Origin of the sequence: Acinetobacter sp. UBA2581 (assembly GCF_002339435.1) — a bacterium.
GTDB classification, from domain to species: Bacteria; Pseudomonadota; Gammaproteobacteria; order Pseudomonadales; family Moraxellaceae; genus Acinetobacter; species Acinetobacter variabilis.
In genome coordinates, this window is the sequence record NZ_DDLD01000079.1 from 40,514 (window position 1) to 61,887 (window position 21,374).

General features: G+C 43.6%; 15 protein-coding genes and 3 tRNA genes. 9 read left to right on the forward strand and 9 right to left on the reverse strand.

Annotated features, from left to right (window positions below):
- Nucleotides 1-77: 77 nt before the first annotated feature.
- A complete protein-coding gene (gene hcaR, locus B3Q46_RS09765) occupies nt 78-986 on the forward strand; it encodes a DNA-binding transcriptional regulator HcaR (protein ID WP_004781814.1) in 909 nt (302 codons plus the stop codon).
- A gap of 375 nt (nt 987-1,361) precedes the next feature.
- Here hcaR and B3Q46_RS09770 read toward each other — a convergent pair whose 3' ends face one another.
- The 7 genes from B3Q46_RS09770 to B3Q46_RS09800 form a co-directional block, all read right to left on the reverse strand.
- On the reverse strand, nt 1,362-2,222 hold the full coding sequence (locus tag B3Q46_RS09770) for an alpha/beta fold hydrolase (protein ID WP_004781813.1): 861 nt from the start codon (nt 2,220-2,222) through the stop codon (nt 1,362-1,364).
- Between the two features lie 283 nt (nt 2,223-2,505).
- Entirely contained in the window at nt 2,506-3,780 is a 1,275-nt protein-coding gene (locus B3Q46_RS09775; RefSeq protein WP_004781812.1) for an OprD family outer membrane porin, read from the reverse strand.
- 415 nt (nt 3,781-4,195) lie between these two features.
- Nucleotides 4,196-5,215 (reverse strand): 4-hydroxy-2-oxovalerate aldolase, encoded by a 1,020-nt coding sequence (gene dmpG / locus B3Q46_RS09780; protein ID WP_125279391.1) that lies wholly within the window; start codon nt 5,213-5,215, stop codon nt 4,196-4,198.
- 11 nt (nt 5,216-5,226) lie between these two features.
- A complete protein-coding gene (locus tag B3Q46_RS09785; RefSeq protein ID WP_004781810.1) occupies nt 5,227-6,123 on the reverse strand; it encodes an acetaldehyde dehydrogenase (acetylating) in 897 nt (298 codons plus the stop codon).
- A gap of 22 nt (nt 6,124-6,145) precedes the next feature.
- A complete protein-coding gene (locus B3Q46_RS09790) occupies nt 6,146-6,943 on the reverse strand; it encodes a 2-keto-4-pentenoate hydratase (protein ID WP_004781809.1) in 798 nt (265 codons plus the stop codon).
- Between the two features lie 408 nt (nt 6,944-7,351).
- Nucleotides 7,352-8,020: an HAD-IA family hydrolase gene (locus B3Q46_RS09795; protein WP_004781808.1), complete on the reverse strand. Its 669-nt coding sequence runs from the start codon at nt 8,018-8,020 to the stop codon at nt 7,352-7,354.
- Between the two features lie 503 nt (nt 8,021-8,523).
- The gene (locus tag B3Q46_RS09800; protein ID WP_004781807.1) at nt 8,524-9,492 is read right to left on the reverse strand and encodes an RluA family pseudouridine synthase; all 969 of its coding nucleotides are present in this window, start codon (nt 9,490-9,492) and stop codon (nt 8,524-8,526) included.
- A 769-nt stretch (nt 9,493-10,261) separates the two neighbouring features.
- On the opposite strand from B3Q46_RS09800, the gene B3Q46_RS09805 reads away from it, so the two are divergent.
- From B3Q46_RS09805 to B3Q46_RS09825, 5 genes are all read left to right on the forward strand, one after another.
- Nucleotides 10,262-13,696: an Rne/Rng family ribonuclease gene (locus B3Q46_RS09805; protein ID WP_286715054.1), complete on the forward strand. Its 3,435-nt coding sequence runs from the start codon at nt 10,262-10,264 to the stop codon at nt 13,694-13,696.
- Between the two features lie 174 nt (nt 13,697-13,870).
- A complete protein-coding gene (locus B3Q46_RS09810) occupies nt 13,871-15,712 on the forward strand; it encodes a long-chain-acyl-CoA synthetase (protein WP_286715056.1) in 1,842 nt (613 codons plus the stop codon).
- A 197-nt stretch (nt 15,713-15,909) separates the two neighbouring features.
- Nucleotides 15,910-15,985 (forward strand) — tRNA-Lys (locus B3Q46_RS09815).
- Between the two features lie 21 nt (nt 15,986-16,006).
- Nucleotides 16,007-16,082: transfer RNA gene (locus B3Q46_RS09820), tRNA-Lys, on the forward strand.
- A gap of 57 nt (nt 16,083-16,139) precedes the next feature.
- Nucleotides 16,140-16,215: transfer RNA gene (locus B3Q46_RS09825), tRNA-Lys, on the forward strand.
- Nucleotides 16,216-16,372: 157 nt separating this feature from the next.
- Here B3Q46_RS09825 and B3Q46_RS09830 read toward each other — a convergent pair.
- Complete coding sequence (locus B3Q46_RS09830) at nt 16,373-17,059, reverse strand: hypothetical protein (protein WP_004781802.1); 687 nt, start codon at nt 17,057-17,059, stop codon at nt 16,373-16,375.
- 251 nt (nt 17,060-17,310) lie between these two features.
- Between B3Q46_RS09830 and B3Q46_RS09835 the strand changes: the two genes are divergently transcribed.
- From B3Q46_RS09835 to B3Q46_RS09845, 3 genes are all read left to right on the forward strand, one after another.
- A complete protein-coding gene (locus B3Q46_RS09835) occupies nt 17,311-17,583 on the forward strand; it encodes a PspC domain-containing protein (RefSeq protein ID WP_004781800.1) in 273 nt (90 codons plus the stop codon).
- 179 nt (nt 17,584-17,762) lie between these two features.
- The gene (locus B3Q46_RS09840; RefSeq protein WP_004781799.1) at nt 17,763-18,545 is read left to right on the forward strand and encodes a sulfite exporter TauE/SafE family protein; all 783 of its coding nucleotides are present in this window, start codon (nt 17,763-17,765) and stop codon (nt 18,543-18,545) included.
- Between the two features lie 84 nt (nt 18,546-18,629).
- On the forward strand, nt 18,630-20,039 hold the full coding sequence (locus B3Q46_RS09845) for an SLC13 family permease (RefSeq protein WP_004781797.1): 1,410 nt from the start codon (nt 18,630-18,632) through the stop codon (nt 20,037-20,039).
- A gap of 73 nt (nt 20,040-20,112) precedes the next feature.
- On the opposite strand, the gene B3Q46_RS09850 is transcribed toward B3Q46_RS09845, so the two are convergent.
- Entirely contained in the window at nt 20,113-21,222 is a 1,110-nt protein-coding gene (locus tag B3Q46_RS09850) for an HPP family protein (RefSeq protein ID WP_034704289.1), read from the reverse strand.
- Nucleotides 21,223-21,374 lie beyond the last annotated feature (152 nt).

The window sequence follows — 21,374 nt, forward strand, 5'->3', positions numbered from 1 at the left end:
CGACATAGTTGTTTATAGATTATACTCTTCTGAAATTATAGTAAGACATTTTTTGGATTACTCGACGGGCTGATGATATGGAATTACGACACCTCCGCTACTTCATTACTGTGGCTGAAGAACTCAACTTCAGTAAGGCAGCACTCAAACTTTACACGGCTCAGCCATCACTTAGTCAGCAAATCAAAGATTTAGAAGAAGATGTCGGTGTCAAACTGCTACACCGTACCAAGCGTAAAGTCGAACTGACCGAAGAAGGTGCTGTATTCCTAGAACAGGCCCGCCTGACGCTGGCACAAGCTGATAAGGCGATTGCCATGGCCCGTCAGGTCTCACAAGCCAAGCAGCAGATGCTACGCATCGGTTTCGTCCCTGTCGCGGAAATGAAAATCTTCCCGTATATCCTGCCGAATCTGCGCGTGCAAAACCCTGATTTAAAAATTGAATTGCTCAGTCTGAACAATAATGAGCAAATGCGATTATTGAAGAAAGGTGAACTGGATCTGACCTTTACCCGTCACAATTTCCATAGTGATGAAATTGAAAGCCAGTTTGTGATTCGTGAGCCATTGATCTTCATTTTGCCGAAGGATCATCCTTTAGCGAAATACGACCGTATTCCAGTTAAATTACTGAATGGTATAGATTTTATTATTCCATCTGCAGAACAGTCACAGACCCTGCACAATACGATTATGGAATTTGCCAAGACCAATGGCATTGAGCTTAATATTGTGCAAAAGGCGGATAATATCCTGTTCAATATCAACTCGATTGGAATGGGCTTGGGCTGTGCCATCCTGCCAGGCTATATCGCGCCATTGACCATGAACAATACCGTGATCCGCCCGCTGGATGTAGAACTTCCCTTTTTAGATCTTTATGTTAGCTATCGCAAGGATAGTAATTCAGTCGCAGTGAAGAAGTTCCTGGAACTCCTGACTCGCGTATTCTACCTAGACATTAACCGCGACGAACCACATTAATTTTCTATTTTTATAGCAGCACACGTAATTTCCTCTGAGAATACGTGTGCTTTTTTGTTTTTATTTTTTCTAATCAAAATTTCATTTTATATTCATTTTTCCTATGACAGACCACATCTAGCTTGGCTTCCAACATCTCCGACCATGGCTTATTAGGTTTAATTTTTGCTCAAATTAGGCTTCTTTTACAACTTAAGTCTAATAAGAAGTCTAAGGCCCATTTTAATTTTTGAAATTCTGATTAATAGCTAAAAAGCATTAAAAATGTTTAAAAAATTCACTGAATGAAATGGTGTTCATTTGGCAGCTGTAAATTAAATATTTTAGAAAGAAAAAAGGATGACCGAAGCCATCCTTTTTTAAACTGAGTACGACTTATTTTACGCCGTGTACAGCCAGGTAATTTTTGATCACAGTGTTGAACTCATCTGATTTTTCAACTTGAGACCAGTGACCACATTGACTGAAGATGTGTGCATCAGCATTTGGCACGATGTTCAGGATGTCCCAAGTACGAGAAACCGGAATGACAACGTCTTGAGTACCATGAATCAATAATACAGGTACAGTGATGTCTTTCATTTTTTCGAAGTCTAACGGGAATTCGAAACGGTCACGGTCACGTGCGCCCACTACATCCATCAAACGATTTGATGCATAGTCATTTGCAGCAGAAGCAAAACGTACTTTCACCAGTTCGTCAGTGATCAGATCTTTGTTCACGACAAACATAGAAAGTGTTTTCTTAATACCTTCTTCAGTCAGTACAGGGTTTGCATGCGCTTTAAGTGCAGCAGTCTGTTTTGCACCGCCAGTACCCATAGACACGATACCTAGAACACGTTCAGGATAATCAAGTGCCATCTGGAATGCCAACCAGCCACCCAGAGAGTTACCCACTAACCAGGTTTTTTCGATACCTAAAGCGTCTAAAGTACGTACAGCGTGATCGACCCATGCACGGATACCATAAGCAGTACCTGGTGCAACCACAGTTTGACCATAACCAATGGTATCGATTGCGATACAACGTGCTTGTTCACCAATTGAAGGTAGGTTTAACCACCAGTTTGCAGCAGCAGATACACCCGTACCTGAACCGTGCAGGAACAGAATAGGCGTACCTTCACCAATTTCATGGTAGTGAGTCAACTCACCTTCTGCAGTTTCAATCCATTTGTCTTCTAAGCCGAAGAAAGGATCTGTTTTATAATCAGGGATTTGAACAGTGCTCATCATGATTCCTCTTACAGTTTCTTGCTTGCGTGTTCCTCGATGACGAGAATTCGACGTCAAGTTGACTCATTAAAAATGATCTTTTTACCGTCTTATATTAACCGCTCTACTGTCTTCAACTGATATAAAATTACGATTGCATACTACAAAAAATATATTATTTAAGTATTTGTTTTAATTAATTATTTTAAATTTAAAACCCTGTTTAATTTAAGGCTTTGATTAAGTTCTTAACTCAAAAAAAAGCAGTCAGAATACTGACTGCCCTTAAAATGCGCTTAACTTAGAATTTATGGGTATAAGTCGTCGCTACGCGGTATTCTTGAAGATCTGGTTTAGTAGGATTAGCAAAATTCACATCGATATACATCGCTTGAATGCCTAATCCTTTTAACTTACCCTCTGGAACAGTGTAATTCGCAATCAGATTTAACTCATCAGTATTAAAGTTTTGATCACCTGATTGAGCATCATAACCTTTGAAATAAACCGCAGTTGCGTTTAATCCTTTGGCACCCATTTCAGAGAAGTCATAGCCATAAGAAACATTCCATGACTTTTCTTCTGGTGCAGTAAAGGTTGCAACGCCCCAGTTCACCAGATAAGGCTGCGGCACCCAGCCACCGAGTGTTGGAAATGCAGTATCACCAAACATTTGCTGATAACCCAGACCTACGGTATGCGCACCATGATTAACTTTTGCCCCTACTGACAATGCCTGATTATCAATATCACCATACAGCTTGTCACCTGAATCTGAGTTATCAAAATAACGCACATGGCTATCTAATTTGGTTTTTTCGCCTAGCGCAGTTTTGTAATTCACACCCAAGTAATGCTGTTTGTAGATGTCTTGAACATCTGCATACCAGTAGCTACCATCAATTTCAGGCGTGAACTGGTGATCTACACCGGCAATCCACATACCATCAGATTCAGGACCTAAGTCATAATGACCTTGTGTACCATCAGGTAAAGTTCTACCTGGAGAAAATAAAGCTAAATCACGGAACTGATTGTCGTAACGGTTATTAATTTTATCAATATAAGCCAAAGTCAGTTTGGTATCTTTAATCTCTTTAGATTCTAACCATGCACCGCTATAAGTAGTGATGAGCTGACGGGATGGATCAAATACCAGCACTGGAGATACAGGCAATAACTCACCCACTTTCAGCTCAGTCTCAGAAACTTTAGCTTTTAAGGTTGCGCCAACTTTACCAAAATGATCTTTAGATTCTTTACCATCGTGAGGCAACACCCAATCCGGATTTTGATCACGGCCTTTGAGTTTAACTGCATGTTGAACCAGAACATCTGCACCAACCTGCACCCCACCACCAATATCGTGATAGCCTGACTTCGCATCCAAAGTCACACCTTGTGACCAAGAACCCCAATTACGTGAAGAAAAATCATCTTGATACTGACGATCTAGATAAAAGTTTTTAAATTTAAGCTGGACATTACTATCGTCAATAAAATCTGCATTCGCTGCAGTTGTTCCTAAACTTGCTGTTGCAGCAAGCATTGCTATCCATAAGTTTTGACGACGCATGGCTTATTCCTAGTAATCAAATTAAGCTATGCCGCTATCATGCTCAACTCTAGTTTTTTTAAAAATCCGACTACAGTATTAAAATTTTTCTATTAATCTCTATAGATAGAATAAGTATGCTGAAATTTGAAAAAGACTTATATTTATAAACAATTAACTAAAATAAAAAATTAACCAGATAATCAATATAAATCCATGTTTTCTCTTATATAAACAGCCATTATTTTTTTATAATTTAAAAATAAATTTTTATTTATCGTTTTTATGTTTAAGGAAATGTGTTTGATTATTTTCTTAAAATAAATAGTAATAATTAAAATATCTTATTCTATCGTTTTAATATCTTATTCATTTTATTCAAATAAATAAAAAAGCGCCCTTTCGGACGCTTTTTTTAAAATTTAGCTTTTAACTATTAAGCTTGAAGCTCTTTCGCTTTAGACATAGTCAATGCCAAATCTTCAATCATATCTTCCTGACCACCAACGGTACCACGACGACCTAGCTCAAGCAGAATTTCACGAGCAGATACGCCATATTTTGCTTCAGCACGTTTAGCGAACAATAGGAATGAAGAGTAAACACCTGCATAACCCAGAGTTGCAGCATCACGGTCAGCACGGATCTGATGAGTCATCATTGGAATGATCAGATCTTCTGCAACGTCTTGTACTTTAAACAGGTCAACACCAGTTTCCATTTGCATACGGTTTGCAACCGCAACAAACAGTTCAAGTGGAGTATTACCCGCACCAGCACCCAGACCGGCAGATGCCAAGTCAACACGTGTTGCACCGGCTTGTACAGCAGAAACAGAGTTAGCAACACCCATACCTAAGTTATGGTGACCGTGGAAACCGATTTCGATATCTGAACCCAAGTTAGCACGTAAGATACCTACACGGTCAGTCACGTCTTGCGGAAGCATATAACCAGCAGAGTCAGTCACATAGATACAGTTAGCACCGTATGACACCATTTTTTGTGCTTCTTCAAGTAATTTTTCAGGTGTTGCCATGTGAGCCATCATCAGGAAGCCCACAGTGTCCATACCCAGTTTACGAGCAGCAGTAATGTGCTGTTCAGAAACGTCTGCTTCAGTAGAGTGAGTCGCTACACGAATAGTTGCTACACCTACATCATGTGCCATTTTCAGGTGATCAACCGTACCGATACCAGGAAGTAAAAGTGCAGATACTTTCGCTTGTTTCAGGTTTGGAATCACCGCTTTCAGGTATTCTTCATCAGTTGCAGCTGCGAAACCGTAGTTCACAGAGTTACCGCCAAGGCCGTCACCGTGTGTTACTTCAATCAGCGGTACACCTGCATCATCCAGCGCAGTTGCAATCGCAACCATTTGCTCAGGTGTAGTTTGATGGCGCATGGGATGCATACCATCACGTAAAGTCATATCATTAATAATAATCTTAGACATGAAGGTGCTCCTTAAGCTTCAACTGCATTTAAAACACGTTCTGCAAACATCTCTGCGGTACGTGCAGCTGCTGCAGTCATAATGTCGAGGTTACCTGCATATTTCGGCAGGAAGTCACCCAGACCTTCAACTTCAAGGAAGATCGATACGCGGTTGCCATCAAATACTGGACCATTGACCAGTTTGTAACCTGGTACGTATTTTTGAACCTCGAGGATCATCGCATGTACAGATTCAGTGATCGCTGCCTGATCTGGCTCACCTTCTACTAGACAGTGAACAGTATCACGCATCATCAGTGGTGGCTCAGCCGGGTTAATGATGATGATCGCTTTACCTTGTTTCGCACCACCGACTTTCTCAATTGCACCAGCAGTCGTACGCGTGAATTCGTCGATGTTTTTACGTGTACCAGGACCAACTGATTTAGTAGATACAGTCGCAATGATTTCGCCATAGTTCACAGGCTGAACGCGAGAAATCGCTGCAACCATAGGAATCGTTGCCTGACCGCCACAAGTTACCATATTGACGTTTGGCACTTCACCTTGTTCAAGCAATGCTTCAAGGTTGACAGGTGGTACGCAGTAAGGACCAATTGCAGCTGGTGTTAAGTCAATCATTAACACGCCAAGCTCGTTCAGCTTACGGCTGTTTTCAGCATGTACATAAGCAGAAGTTGCATCGAAGGCGATTTTGATGTCATCTTCAACTACGTGAGGCAGCAAACCGTCTACGCCTTCAGCAGTGGTTTTTAAACCCATTTTTGCTGCACGTGCTAGACCTTCAGAAGTTGGGTCAATCCCCACCATCCATACTGGTTCTAACCATTCGCTGCGTTGCAGTTTATAAAGCAAATCAGTACCAATATTACCTGGACCGATCAATGCACATTTAATCTTTTTCATGAATGTACTCTCTTGTATTCCCTTATTCAGCAGCAAAAGCAGCTGTTACTGAACCAAAGCCTTCAATTTCAACTTTGAATTCGTCGCCAGGCTGAGCCACGACCATTGGACCTAAAGCACCAGTCAAAATAATGTCGCCTTTTAGCAATGGACGGCCACGGCGTACCATTTCATCTGCCAGCCACACAGCAGCATTTAACGGGTTTGCCAGACATGCTTTACCCACGCCTTGAGAAACCACTTCGTCGCCACGTGTCATGACCATCTTGCAGTTCACAAGATCAAGGTTTTCCAGTTTGACAGGCTTAGAGCCCAGAACGAATGCAGCAGAAGATGCGTTATCAGCTACGGTATCAATCAGGCTGATTTTCCAGTTTTCGATACGGCTATCGACCACTTCTACAGCAGGAAGTGCATAGTCAGTTGCACTAATGATGTCTGCATACGTATGTTTTGCTTTAGTCAGATCTTCTTTGATGACCAATGCGATTTCAGCTTCAACTTTCGGTTGAATCAGCAAACCTGCAGGGATTGCTTCACCATCGCCATAGGCCATGTCGGCAAACAACATACCGAAGTCAGGCTGATCTACGCCAAGCTGTGCTTGAACCACTTTCGATGTCAAACCAATTTTACGACCTACCAGACGGCGACCTTCCGCCAGAGCACGCTCGGTATTTACTTCCTGAACGGCATAGGCAATATCTACGTCAGCACTTTCACCACCAAGTTCCGGGCGAATCGGTGCGATCGCAGTTTTTGAGAGTTCAGCAGTACGTAATGCTTGTGCAACTGATTCAACAACAGCAGAATTCGACATCAATGTTTCCTTAAACTGCAAAAATGAGGCTTATGCCGAGAACTAAGACAGGCAAAATGTTCTGACCTGATCATTTCGATCATTCCAATAAACAATTGCGCCTAGTACGGGCATATGAATAAACAGTTTTAGGATGGGAAAAATACGACGTGAATGCCAATAGTTATTTTATTTTTTGCAATAGCTATTATCTATAAATTAAATTTATAAAAATCAATTAAAAACATAGCCTTATAATTATGAATTAAGTTGTATCCAACTAAATAACTCAACAATCATGACAGAACAAAACCACTGTAATCACAACTTTAGACTAAAAGATAAGACCAGTTGTTCAAATCTACAGCATTGATCCGCATCTTCTATTTCAGAAAATGCCGGATCTTGAAGAATGACTAAGATACTGAATTAAATGGCTTCTTTCCATTGGACTTTAGCCAATAAAAAGTCATGCAAACTGCTGACATCCTTTACAATCGACAGTGGATTAAACTGTGCCAAAGTTTCCGGTGTATGTACGCCATAAGTCACACCTACACTTGGCATGGCAATGTTCATCGCCATTTCCAGATCATAAGAAGTGTCACCGACCATAATCGCTTCATGCGCACTAATACCAGTTTCAGTCAGAATTTCAGCCAGCATTAAAGGATCTGGTTTAGAACGGGTTTCACTGGCAGCACGAGTGGCATGGAATAGTTCCAGACTATTCGTTTGTTTTAGTACCCGGTCTAAACCTTTACGGCTTTTACCTGTTGCCACCGCTAGCTTAATCCCTTCATCTTTTAAGCTATACAGCATCTCAGCTACGCCCTCAAACCAGGCATCTTCAACAGAATTCGCCACATAGTGTTCTGAATAGGCCTGCAAAATATCCGCATGTAATTCTGGCACACTTGGGAATAGCCGTTGTGCGACTTCTGGCAAACCCAGCCCGATAATGCTTTTCGCATCTGCATCAGTCAGCGGTTGCTGAAACTGTTGCGCAGCAAACTGTAAACTCGACACGATCTGACCCACTGAATCAAATAAAGTGCCATCCCAATCAAAAATGACCAGTTTTATAGGTGAATTCATATAAGGTTCCTAGTATTTGATTCAGTACTAATCCACCCCGACCCTCCTTTTTCAAAGGAGGGAGAGTTTTATCACAAAATAACTTTTATTGTGATATCACAACAGCTATTGGCTATCCAATGGCGACATGGATGTCGCCGTTGATCTGTGGCATAGGGACATGCCATCAGATCAACAGAAGGGGTTTTGTTACTTTTGCCCCCGTCAAAAGTGAAACACTGCCTACGCGATAAAATTTGAATTTATAACTACAAAACTCGGCTGTGCTTTACTTTTACCTCACCTCAGCCCTCTCCTAAAAGGAGAGGGAGATTCATTACTAAATAAATGAAGGAGTAAACCTAATTAGCAATAAAATTTACTACACCTAACTCATGAATAAAGTTATTTAAATAACGTTCCCTCTCCTGAACGAGTTTAAAGCACTGCTTTAAACGATGTGCAAGAAAGGAGACTTGCGTAGCAATGCTACTCAGCGAGAGGATTAACTTAAAAGCTAAAAATTACTCGTCATCTTCCGTAGGTATTACCACCTTATCCGCCTTTTGCGCACGAAGCTGAGCTACAAGACTCTGCATATCTTCAGGCAAAGGCGCTTCAATCGTCGGATAACCCGGAATTTCTAAGCGCATCGCATGCAGACATAAACGACGTGGTTTTGGTCCACGATATTCAGTCTCGTGACCATATTTCTCATCACCCACTAACGGATGACCAATGCTGAGACCATGTACACGAATCTGATGGGTACGACCAGACAGTGGAGAAGCATACACCAGTGTCGCATGCATAAAACGCTCTGCCACATTCCACTGGGTTTTAGACTCTTTGCCTTCTTTAGAGACACGGACACGGCGCTCACCATTAGAAAGTTCATAACGATGCAAAGGTGCATCAATGAGTTGCTTATCCAGCGTTACCTGTCCTTTCACGACAGCGGCATAAGTTTTTTTAATCTTATGTTCACGTAATAAATCTTGTAGTGTTTTTAAGGTACTACGCTTTTTCGAGATCATCACCAGACCCGATGTGTCACGGTCAATACGGTGAATCAATTCCAGGTATTTTTTACCTGTTGCAGCACGTAGGCCTTCAATCAGGCCATACGCCACACCGCTACCGCCATGCACAGCAATACCCGATGGTTTATTGACAACCATCAAGCCTTCATCTTCATATACCACACGTGACAGAAGACCTTGAGCCACCTTGTCCGAAATCGGCGCTTCTGATTCATCTTTTTGTTCATAACGAATAGGTGCCACACGAATCTGGTCGCCAATCGCCAGTTTGGTTTCGGCCTTAATGCGTTTTTTATTGACACGAACCTGTCCTTCACGAATCAGACGATAAATCCGACTTTTAGGCACCCCTTTCAGACGACTGAACAAGAAATTATCGATTCGCTGTCCATCTTGATGTTCATCCACTTCAAACCAAGTGACGCTTTGCCATTGTTGTGTAGAATTCATACAGTTACTATGACCCAAAAATTACTAAAATTGATTAAAAACTGATCACTTAGGTTATGCTTTACACAAGAAACATAAGCTTAGCCCATAGGCAGATGATGCAAGGTTTGATATAGTCAGCGCACGGAAACCATCGTTTGTGAGTAAAAGTTGAAGCATTTCAGATTTCTCTGAACTTGATTATTCAATTAAAGACTCACATGATACGGGAAGGTCCCAAAAGAATTATGCCGACGCCGAAGGCTTATTATATCGGCAAACAAAGCAAACTGTTGCGTTTAATTGTACCTCAGGTACATAAATCAGTTTGTCTGAAAAAATATGTCGCCAACCTAGTTGGTTTTTAAACGTAAACTGATACACATCAGATTAGTCGCACCCTGAAGACGACTTCAGGCTACAGCGTTTGATGCATTGGATCTGCACAGTTTGTAAAGATACGACGACAATTCCGTATCAAGACACTTTCTATAAAGAAGGGATGATCTTCGAGCAATGTGACAGTGAAAGTTACTCACATCTAATGCACCGCTTGTCCGCCAGTGAAACGTTCAGGTGACTTTAATCGTTTAAAGATTGAAGCCGTATTGCCATCATCAATACGTGAATCAAAATACCGAAGCTGATCTATATTCAAGTAGACGCCGGGAATAAAAGACTCAGACCACAATGCCAAGCATTGGAGATCTGGGCCATTGATCCGTGATGTGTGATGTTCGCTACGTGAATAGCGATTTTTTGCTGTGTATCACTATAAGGTGTTACACCCATGAAACGTATGTTGATTAATGCAACACATGCCGAAGAAATTCGCGTTGCACTTGTCACTGGTCAGCGTCTTTACGATTTCGATTTAGAGAATCGTACCCGTGAACAAAAAAAATCTAATATCTATAAAGGTCACGTGACTCGCGTTGAACCTTCTTTAGAAGCTGTATTCGTTGAATACGGCGCAGGTCGCCAAGGCTTCCTGTCTATGCGTGAAATCGCAAACTCTTATTACAAAGCCGATCCTCGCCAAACTTCAAATATCCGTGAACTGATTACTGAAGGTACTGAACTTCTGGTTCAGGTGGAAAAAGAAGAGCGCGGCAATAAAGGCGCTGCTCTCTCAACTTTCATCTCTTTAGCTGGTCGTTATCTGGTTCTGATGCCAAACAACCCGAAAGGTGGCGGTATCAGCCGTCAGATTTCTGGTTCAGTACGTGAAGAACTGAAAGAAATGCTGGCCTCTTTAAATGTGCCACGTGGTATGAGCGTCATTGTTCGTACAGCAGGCATTGGCCGTTCTCAAGAAGAATTACAGCTTGATCTGCAACATTTGCTAGATCTTTGGGCACAAATCCAAAGCACTGCAAATTCAGGTCCATCACCTATGCTGGTCCATCAGGAAGCAGGTGTGGTAACTCGTGCGATCCGTGATTACCTGCGTGACGATGTAGCAGAAATCCTGATTGACTCTGAGCAAGCCTATAACGAAGCCTATAACTTCGTTAAAGCAGTAATGCCGCTTCAGTTAGACAAACTGAAAACTTATACATTGAATGAGCCTTTGTTTGCGCATTTCGGTATCGAAAGCCAGATCCAAACTGCTTATGAACGCGAAGTAAAACTGCCTTCAGGCGGTTCGATCGTGATCGACCAAACTGAAGCTTTAGTTTCAATCGACATCAACTCGGCAAAATCAACTCGTGGTCAGGACGTTGAAGATACAGCGTTAAATACCAACCTTGAAGCCGCTGAAGAAATTGCACGCCAGTTACGTTTACGTGATATCGGTGGTTTAGTTGTCATCGACTTCATCGACATGACCAAAGACCGCAACCAGCGTATGGTAGAAGCGAAACTGCGTGAAGCAACGCAAAGCGACCGTGCACGTATCCAGTTCGGCCAATTGTCTCGTTTCGGCCTGATGGAAATGAGCCGTCAGCGTCTGCGCCCATCGTTAGAAGAAGCGACTGGTTATGTCTGCCCACGCTGTCATGGTACGGGTATGGTACGTGACCTGCGTTCTCTATCCCTTTCAATCATGCGTAAAGTAGAAGAAATCGCGCTACGTGAACGTCATGGTGAAGTTCAGGTTGAAGTACCAGTAGAAATTGCAGCATTCATGCTCAATGAAAAACGTCACAGTCTGGTATATCTGGAACAAACTTCAAATACACGTGTAACTGTACTTCCACATCCACACTTGGAAACACCTCACTACGAAATTTCGTATAACCCTGAAGGTTTCGCACCGACAAGTTACGAGCGTACTGAAGCAACCCGTTCAAGCGAAAAAGAACTGGGTTATGAGTCTTCTGAGTGGCATTTAGAAGAAGAACATACGCATACCGCTGCACCAGCACCTGCTCAGCAGCAAAACAACGGCAAAAACAATAAACGCCGCAATAACCAGAATCAGCAAAACGTACAGCAAGCACCTGCTGCACAACAGGCACCTGCTCAAGTTGCCGCACCTGCTGCCAGCCCATGTGCATGGTTAGAAAACCTGTTTGTACAAAAACAGGCAACTACTGTTGATCAATCTCGCACAGCGAACAATGCTGCTGCTGCTATTGAACAGATGGTGAATGGCGGTGCAGTGAGCCGTGGCCAGTTCGGCCAGGTTGCTCCTGTAACACCAGCAGTATCCGCACAGCCAACAGCTGTTGCAGCACCAGCAACTACCGGCAATGCTTATCTGGCGCCATCGACTGTAGTCCATAAACCAGAGCGTGATCAGTCTGAAAAAGCTGAACGTGAAGAGAAATCACAGCGTCATAACAAGAAAGCACGTAGCAACAAGCACAAAGAGCCACGTGAACAGACGCAGTCTGATAATGCATCACAACATCAGGTGCATGAAGAAGTGGTTCAGGTTTCTCGTCAGGAACAACGTCAGGAAGCGCGTGAAAACAAACGCAACTCTCGCCGTCAGCACCACAATGAGTCTGCACAGCAAAGCGATACTCACGGCAATGAGCAACAGCAAAACGTGCCACGTCGTGACCGTCGCAACCAGCAACGTCCAGAACGTCCAAATCGCCACCGCGATCCAAGTGTTCTGAATGAACAAGCTGCACCTCAAGCACCTGCTGCCGTTGAAGCGCCAGCAGTCAATGAAAAGCAAGTTCGTGTGGAACTGGTCGATGCTCCTCGTAAAGAAGTGATGCCAACAGCAATGGTGGTAAATATTGACGAGGCGAAAAGCGAAATTGTGGCATTGAATGACACTGCTCCAGTCGCAAAACCTGCTGTTGAAGTGACTGCCCCTGCCGATGCTCCTGTAGAAGCACCAGCTGCGGAAGAGTTCCTGGCTGAAGTGACTGCATCTGCTCCTGCAGAGAAAACGCCTGAAGCTCAGTCATCATCAAAACAGCGTGCCAGCAATGACCCACGTCAACGTCGTCGCGACCGTCGTACTGCACAAGGCCAACAGGCGAAAACTCAGCAATTGACACCATCACAGGTGCCAACACTTGGCCAATACACTATTGGTAGCCTGATTCGCCATGTTTATGGTGAAGACTGTTCAGTCCTGATTGAACAGTTCGGTCTGTTACCAACATTTAACCGTGCATTGCAAAAGTTCACGCAGGAATATAATGCGACTTTAGCAACGGTTTCGACCGCGGCCACAGAGAAAAAACCTGTAACTCGCGATGTAGAAGTCAGCAAAGCGCAACCTGAAGCAGAACCTGCACCTGTGCTGGATTTAACTCCGCCTGCACCGGTTTCAGAGAAACGTGTGGCGAATGATCCACGTGAGCGTCGCCGTCTTGCTAAACTGGCTGCCGAGCAAGCGTTACAGCAGGCAAAACAGCAAGCACAAGCTGAAGCAGAATCTACTGCGGTTGAACCTGTTCCAGAAGCAACGGCTCCAGCAGAAGAAGCGAAAGCTGAAAGTGCTGAAGCTACACCTGCTGAAGCTCCGGTAGCTGCAGTAGAAAGTGCTGATACAACTGAAGCGACTCAAACTCCTGAGCCAGCTGCGAAAGCATCTGTAGAAACTGCGAAAGCTGAACAGGCTCCCGCTGAAGAAGTCACTGAAACAACTACAGTTGAAGTAACTCCAGCAGAAAGCGAAGCTACGCCTACCGAAACTCCGGAAGCCGATAAAGCTGAAGAAGCTGTAGCAAAAGCTGAAAAACCGGCTGCCCGCCCACGTCGTCCACGTGGCCGTCCACCGAAAAAAACCAATACTGCAACTGAGTCATAATTCGCCCAATTGCAGTTAACTAAAAAACCTAGTCATTTCGGTGGCTAGGTTTTTTTTTGCTAGATTTTGTCAGAATAGGTTGATTACTCTAGTTTCAACACGCTAAAAGATGGCTATCATCCGTTTATTGCATATAAATTAAACGCATTGGATACGAAAAATAATAGGACGCCCATGACCCAGACGAACCAACCCGATCTTATTGGCATTGCAGATGTCGCAGCCAAAATCCCTGCCTTCATCAGTAAGGTCCCTAATCTGCTGAACGGACTGCGACAGGCTTATTTACGTACTCCCAATACGCCCGCAGGCCTGGGTTTGGCTTTTGAAAAAGCAACGCAGCGTAATCCTGAAGGTATTGCATTACGTTTTGAGGATCAGTCCTATACCTATGCTCACCTAAATGGCTGGGCGAACCAGATCGCACATTTCTACCTTTCTCTCGGTGCACAGAAAGGTGATGTGGTGGCTGTAATGGTCGAGAACCGTCCGGAGTTCATTGCCAGTGTGATTGGTCTGGCCAAGCTAGGCATCACGATTGCGCTGGTGAATACCTCTCAGGTCGGTAAAGTCCTGACACATAGTATTAACCTGGTGAAACCGATTGCAGTCATTGTCGGTGAAGAGTGCCGTGCTGCCGTTGATGAAATCCATCATGATCTTAATATTGCCGCTGACCGTTTCCACTGGTTTGCCGATCAGAACACACAAGAAAATACCGGACAAGCACCTGAAGGGTTTATCAACCTAGCAGAGCAGATTGACCAGTTCCCGAAATTCAATACACCGACTACGCATTCGGTACAAGGCAAAGACGGCCTGTTCTATATCTATACTTCAGGTACTACCGGCTTACCTAAAGCGGTGATCTTTACCAATAGCCGCTGGACACTCGCCTATGGCACCTATGGCCATGTCCTGAACCTGAATAAAGATGACGTGATGTACTGCACCCTGCCGCTTTATCATGCGACAGGTATTGTGGTGTGCTGGTGTGGGGTGATTGCCGGAAGCAGTACTTTTGCCATCCGCCGTAAATTCTCCACCTCTTCCTTCTGGAAAGATGTCAAAAAATTTGATGCTTCAGCGATTGGTTATGTCGGTGAACTTTGCCGCTACCTGATGGATGCCCCACCGTCTGAACTGGAAAAAGGCCATCGTGTCACCAAGATGATTGGTAATGGCATGCGCCCGAATATCTGGGATAAATTCAAATCCCGTTTTGGCATCAAGGAAGTACTGGAACTGTATGCCTCAAGTGAAGGTAATGTCGGTTTCAGCAATGTCTTTAACTTTGACAATACTGTCGGTTTCTCACCAACACCTTATGCCATTATCGAATTTGATAAAGATAAAAATGAGCCTGTGCGTGATGCCAAAGGTCGCTGCAAACGGGTAAAAAAAGGTGAAACCGGTTTATTGATCGGTAAAATTACCCGCCGCTCCCCTTTCGATGGCTATACCGATCCGGAAAAGAACAAGGCAGTCATCATGCATGACGTGTTCAGTAAAGGTGATTCCTACTTCAATACCGGCGATCTGGTGCGTAATATCGGTTTCCGTCATGCCCAGTTTGTTGATCGTCTCGGTGATACCTTCCGCTGGAAAGGTGAAAATGTTTCAACGACTGAAGTCGAAAACATGCTGACCGAGTATGACAAAATTATCGAAGCTGTGGTTTATGGCGTAGAAATTCCAAATACCAATGGCCGTGCCGGTATGGCTGCAATTACCCTGCAACCGGGAAGCACCCTGGATGAGCAAGACCTGAAAAATATGGTCAGCACCTTTAAACGCTGTCTGCCTGCATATGCAGTTCCAGTTTTTCTGCGCATTCAAGAACAGGTAGAAACGACCGGTACCTTCAAGTATCAGAAAAACAAACTGAAAGAACAGGCTTTTGACCCAAACAAAACCGATGAACGCTTGCTGGTTTTATTGCCAGGCAGCGATGCGTATTGTGAGCTGACTCAAGAAATTTTTGAGAACATTCAAGCCTATCAATATCGTTTCTAAGTGCTGAAGTTGCCTATTTTTTGTTTAGATAAAGCAGAATTGTTGTATTTATAATCAAACATAGGCAACTTTGTTATTTTTTACTTGCGCTGCAATGAGATCTTGCTACAATACGCTCCATCAAACAAAGTGGTGCTTTCAGAACTCTTTAGTTTCTTTTGCACTGCACAATTAAGCCTTGCTTGATTGTTGGTTCAGGGCCGTTAGCTCAGTTGGTAGAGCAGTGGACTTTTAATCCATTGGTCCCGCGTTCGAGTCGCGGACGGCCCACCATTAAATTTGATATCCCCTGATGGGCCGTTAGCTCAGTTGGTAGAGCAGTGGACTTTTAATCCATTGGTCCCGCGTTCGAGTCGCGGACGGCCCACCATCATTTCTAAAATCTCTTTTTAGAAACTTCAATCAAAGCTACTTTGATTACCCGAATGGGCCGTTAGCTCAGTTGGTAGAGCAGTGGACTTTTAATCCATTGGTCCCGCGTTCGAGTCGCGGACGGCCCACCATTCTCCCCTCTATATTTATTTCTTCTTTCAATATTCTTATAATATTTCCTATATTATTCAGTTCATTCTTTTTATTTAAGCGCAATTCATCCTGACAATTTTAGAATCGCCATTTCCATTTACTCTGTTTTTAAATTTTTTACAGATTTTATCGCTTTTATTCTGTCATCTTAAATTCAGAATCTTTGACCAGCTCATACGCTTTAGAAGGTGCAGGATAACCCTGATCAAATAACTGCTGGTTTGCCCGTTCTTTTTCGTCATAAATTTTTTCCAGATTCATGACCAGATGGGTTGGGCTTTTAATTGTATAATAGAATTTTGCCCCCTCTTTATGGTCCACGATCAGTTCAGTTTGTTCCGGATTAATCATCCAGCGGTCCTTACGATAGTTCACATTACTTTCGGTCTGAACCCGTCTGGAATTATTCACAAATACTTTGCCATAATGTACGATACTGCGATGCACTGTACCATCTGGCAATAAAGTCAAAATAAACACTGACTTCCCTTCCGTACAAGGTGCAAACCGCCCGTCACAATCAATCTGGGTAAGATAACGCCCGACATAGCTTTTGGCATAATCCGGTACAGGTTTAGGATCGACATTTGGTTCTACAGGCAATGCCTTATAGGTTGCAGTCTGGGTGAGCGATTTAGCATTACGGGTGTCATAACTTTCATTGGCGGCGGAGATCACAACGCCATCTTGTGCCAAAGTTTTCGCAGTATCAGGTAAGGGTTTGCTTTGATAGTCATCACAGGCAATCAGTCCTGCAACACTTCCCAGCACAAACCCAAGCCGGCATAAACCACTTAAATGATGCGATACATTCGATTTCATTTTAAAAACATACCTGAAGAGGTGCACATCTATATAGGCAGACGACTCACTGAAAACTTATAAATTTTAATAATGAATTCAATGGAATTTTTATGATCTTAGTGATTTTTTAAGGATTATTTAATCTCCCGTAACATTACTTAACGAATTTATTTTCAATAGATACTTTAAAAATTCAGATAAAACTCCATTCTTATAAATACGAGTCATTTTTTAGACTCAACCTTATTTTTTTCTATCAGGAGACCTGGATGACCAATGTTGGTTTATATCGCTCTAACCGCTCAAACATGATTGCAGGTGTAATGGGTGGTATTGCTGAACGTTTTGGTTGGAACGCAAATTTATTACGCTTGATCTTCGTGATTATTTCGGTCATGAGTGCTGCTTTCCCGGGTATCTTAGTTTATCTGGTTCTATGGTTAGTGATGCCAAAAAAGAATTCTATGCCTGATTATGCTGCGAGTAGAACTGATTATGAACGTCCTGTACGTACAGTAAATCAGGATAAAGATTACCGATAAAATCGTTTCCTCTTTCACCTAAATATTCATATGGTGAAATTTTTATGCCACGGTCCTTCCCCCAAAAGATCGTGGTTTTTTTGCCTGATTTTTAGGCTTTGGTCTTATTACCATTTTATGCTTTACCCTACTCGCCTATTCAGGATAAGTTGATACTTTCTACTTGAAATGGATTTCAGATGACGCAGGCAGAATGGATTGTACTTTGGCTGTGTGCGATCGCGGCATTACTGCATGGAGTCAGTGGTTTTGGCTTTCCTATGCTGAGTACGGCTGCCCTATCCAGTGAATATGCCTTAAGTACAGCAGTCACCCTAGTGATTCTTCCCTGCCTGTTATTGAATCTTTGGATGCTCAATAGCGATCCAAAACATAGCCTGTTGCAGAGCATTCGCTATTATGTCTCACACTATTGGCCACTCATGCTCAGCAGTCTGGTGGGTAGTGTGCTGGGGGTCAAATTACTCATCTGGATCAATGAAGGCTATCTTAAATTATTGCTGGGTCTGGTGATTATCTTTTATGTGCTGGATCAATTACGTCCTACTCCGCTTCGGGTCAGTAGCAGCCAGCTCAGTATGCTGGGATTCGGTTTACTGGCCGGCATGATCGGAGGTGCAACCAACGCCATGGCCCCCTTCCTGATGATGTATCTGCTTAGCTGCCAGCTCTCCAAAACTGATATCGTCATCATCAGTAATCTTAACTTTATTGCCAGCAAACTGGTGCAGTTGACCTTACTCTTCCCGATCCTCATTTCTTTGCAGACCCATCAGCGGCATATCCTGCTCGGAATCACGTTATTTGCACTCATCGGTGTCTGGCTGGGTGGAAAAATACGGCATCGACTTTCCCAGCAACATTTCAAATATCTGGTGCTGTTTTTTCTATTTGGACTGGGGATTTACGCACTTTGGCAAAGTGTGGGATTATTACAACACTCTACTATACTGTTTAAATAATATCTTTTTTAATCAAAACACATATTCACTTTTATAAGAATTTCAAAAACGCTTTTAAATAAAAAAGTTGAGCAAGGAGGTTGTATGAACGACCCTTTACGCACCCCGACTAATGCCATGCCAAAAGGAATTCGCAAAGGCTGGATTTTAATTGTGATCGCTGCCGTGATCTCTTATGGCTTGTATCATATTTTACCCTATGACGAAAATGCCAATAAGGGATTGGCCCTACTGACCTTTATCGCCATTCTATGGCTGACCGAAGCCCTGCATATTACGATTACAGCCCTACTCATACCGGTACTGGCGATTGTATTGAGTATGCCGATGGCAGATGGTGATGAACTGGTACCAATTAGCATGCAGGCAGCACTCGCTACCTTTGCCGATCCCGTGATTTTCCTGTTTTTTGGTGGTTTTGCTTTGGCTACGGCGCTGCATATCCAGAAACTGGACAAGAAGATTGCCACATGGATTATCTCGCTCTCCGGTGGACATCTCGGTGCTTCGGTACTGGCTATCTTTTTAGTAACTGCTGCCCTGTCGATGTGGATTTCCAATACCGCCACCGCAGCCATGATGTTACCCCTGGCGCTGGGTTTACTTGCGCATCTGGATGCCGAAAAAGAACGTAAAACCTTTGTATTTATTCTGCTCGGGATTGCCTATTCAGCCAGTATTGGTGGCTTGGGCACCATCGTCGGTTCTCCACCGAATGCGATTGCAGCCAAAGCCCTCGGTTATGACTTCGCTGACTGGATGAAAGTCGGCCTACCAATGATGTTCATCATCCTGCCAGCAATGTTGATCAGTCTGTATCTGGTGCTGCGTCCAAAGCTGAATCATAAGGTGAATTTTGTCACCGAAAATATTCCCTGGACCACCACCCGTATTGCGACGATGGTGTTGTTCCTCTGTACGGCGATGGCCTGGATTTTCAGTAAAAAATTGACTGAAAATTTCGGTATTTCACAGCCTGATACCTGGATCGCGATTCTGGCAGCCTGTCTGGTGGTGATTCTGGGTACGGCTACATGGAAACAGGTTGCTGAAAATACCGATTGGGGCGTGCTCTATCTGTTTGGTGGCGGCTTGACCTTAAGTGCTGTCTTGAAGGATTCAGGCAGTTCTCTGGTTTTAGGTCAAACACTGGCAAATGCTTTCGGTGACTCCTCGCCTCTCGTAATTATCTTCGTTGTGGCAACCTTCATCATCTTCCTGACTGAATTTACCAGTAATACTGCCTCGGCTGCCTTACTGGTTCCGGTCTTTGCCGCCATTGCCGACCAGATGGGTATGCCTAAAGAGATTCTGGTGATTGTGATCGGGATTGGGGCTTCTTGTGCCTTCATGCTACCTGTGGCGACACCACCGAATGCGATTGTGTTTGGTACTGGCCATATTCAACAAAGTGAAATGATGAAAGTAGGCTTTGTCCTGAATATCATGTGTATTTTCTTGGTTTCCCTGTTTATTTACTGGTTCTTTATCTAAGTTTAAATAAATCCAGATTCCAAATTAAAAAGCACCCGAGGGTGCTTTTTTTTCAGAACTATTCAAAACAGCTTTAAGCTCTCATTTTAAAATGGTTCAGTTCCTGATTCAGGGCAGCGATAATATCTGCGCGGCTAATAATTCCGACCAGACGCTGCTCGCTCACTACCGGGATATAGTTAAAAGAACGTTCCACAAAATAGGGCACCAGATCCTGAATCGGCTGCAATGGCTGCACTGTGACTACCTTGCGGGTCATAATATGTTTGACCTGATGTTCCCAGCTGCTGCGCACATCTGCAGCACGTTTAAACCATTCTACCACCTGATACATGGCCAGCGTTCCCACCAGCTTGCCTTCCGCATTAACCACCGGCAGGCTCATCAGGTTCATTTCTTTAAATTTATCCAGTGCATGCTGAATATTATCATTGGCATGCAGGGTCACCACGTCTTTAGTCATAATGTCCTGACAGGTAAACTGGTTGACCGCACGGGCATTGGCTCGGTCCTGCGCTTCCAGAATAATCTTTTGCAGGTCATATTCACTAATGTCCAGCAGCTCGGTTTGCTGATCTAGTACTTCCTGAATATCTTGCGGCTGAATAGTGACTTTCTGGGTCGGGGTCGGATCTTTGGAACGGGTATTCAATTGCGCCTGCTGCGGATAACGCTTGCCAATCATTCGATTAAAGACGATCGCAATTACCATCAATAAGATCGAATTCAGCAGCACCGGATAGAAAACGAAAGCATAGCCGAGTTCATGCACCGCATTGCCGCCGAGTACCGCCGTAATAGCCACAGCACCACTCGGTGGATGCAGGGAATCGGTGGTCATCATCAGGATAATAGCCAAAGCTACCGCCAGACTAAAAGCTTCCGTCGGACTGGCAATAAACAAGGCACAGGTCACACCCACTACCGCAGCAATAGTATTACCTACCAGAATATTCCAGGGCTGTGCCAAGGGACTGGCCGGAACTGCAAACAGCAGTACCGAAGAGGCCCCCATCGGCGCAATATACCAGGCTTCAAAATCACCCAGAATCCATAAACTCAGTAATGATGATACCGTGAGACCCAGTAGTGCCCCAATACCGCAGAGTAAACGGTCCTTGAGTGGAAGAACTTTAAAATTCGGTTTTAAGGTATTGAGCCAGTCGAGATTGGAATGGAACACGGCGCGCCTGATTTTAATGTTTACAGATTTTGCGCATTATAAAACTAGTCGCTTTAAAGATGTATAGGACTTACGCACTATTGTTTATAGATTCTCTATGGTAGCAGATGATTTTTATCGAGAATAAAGTCATCAATGAAGTTTTTGATAAC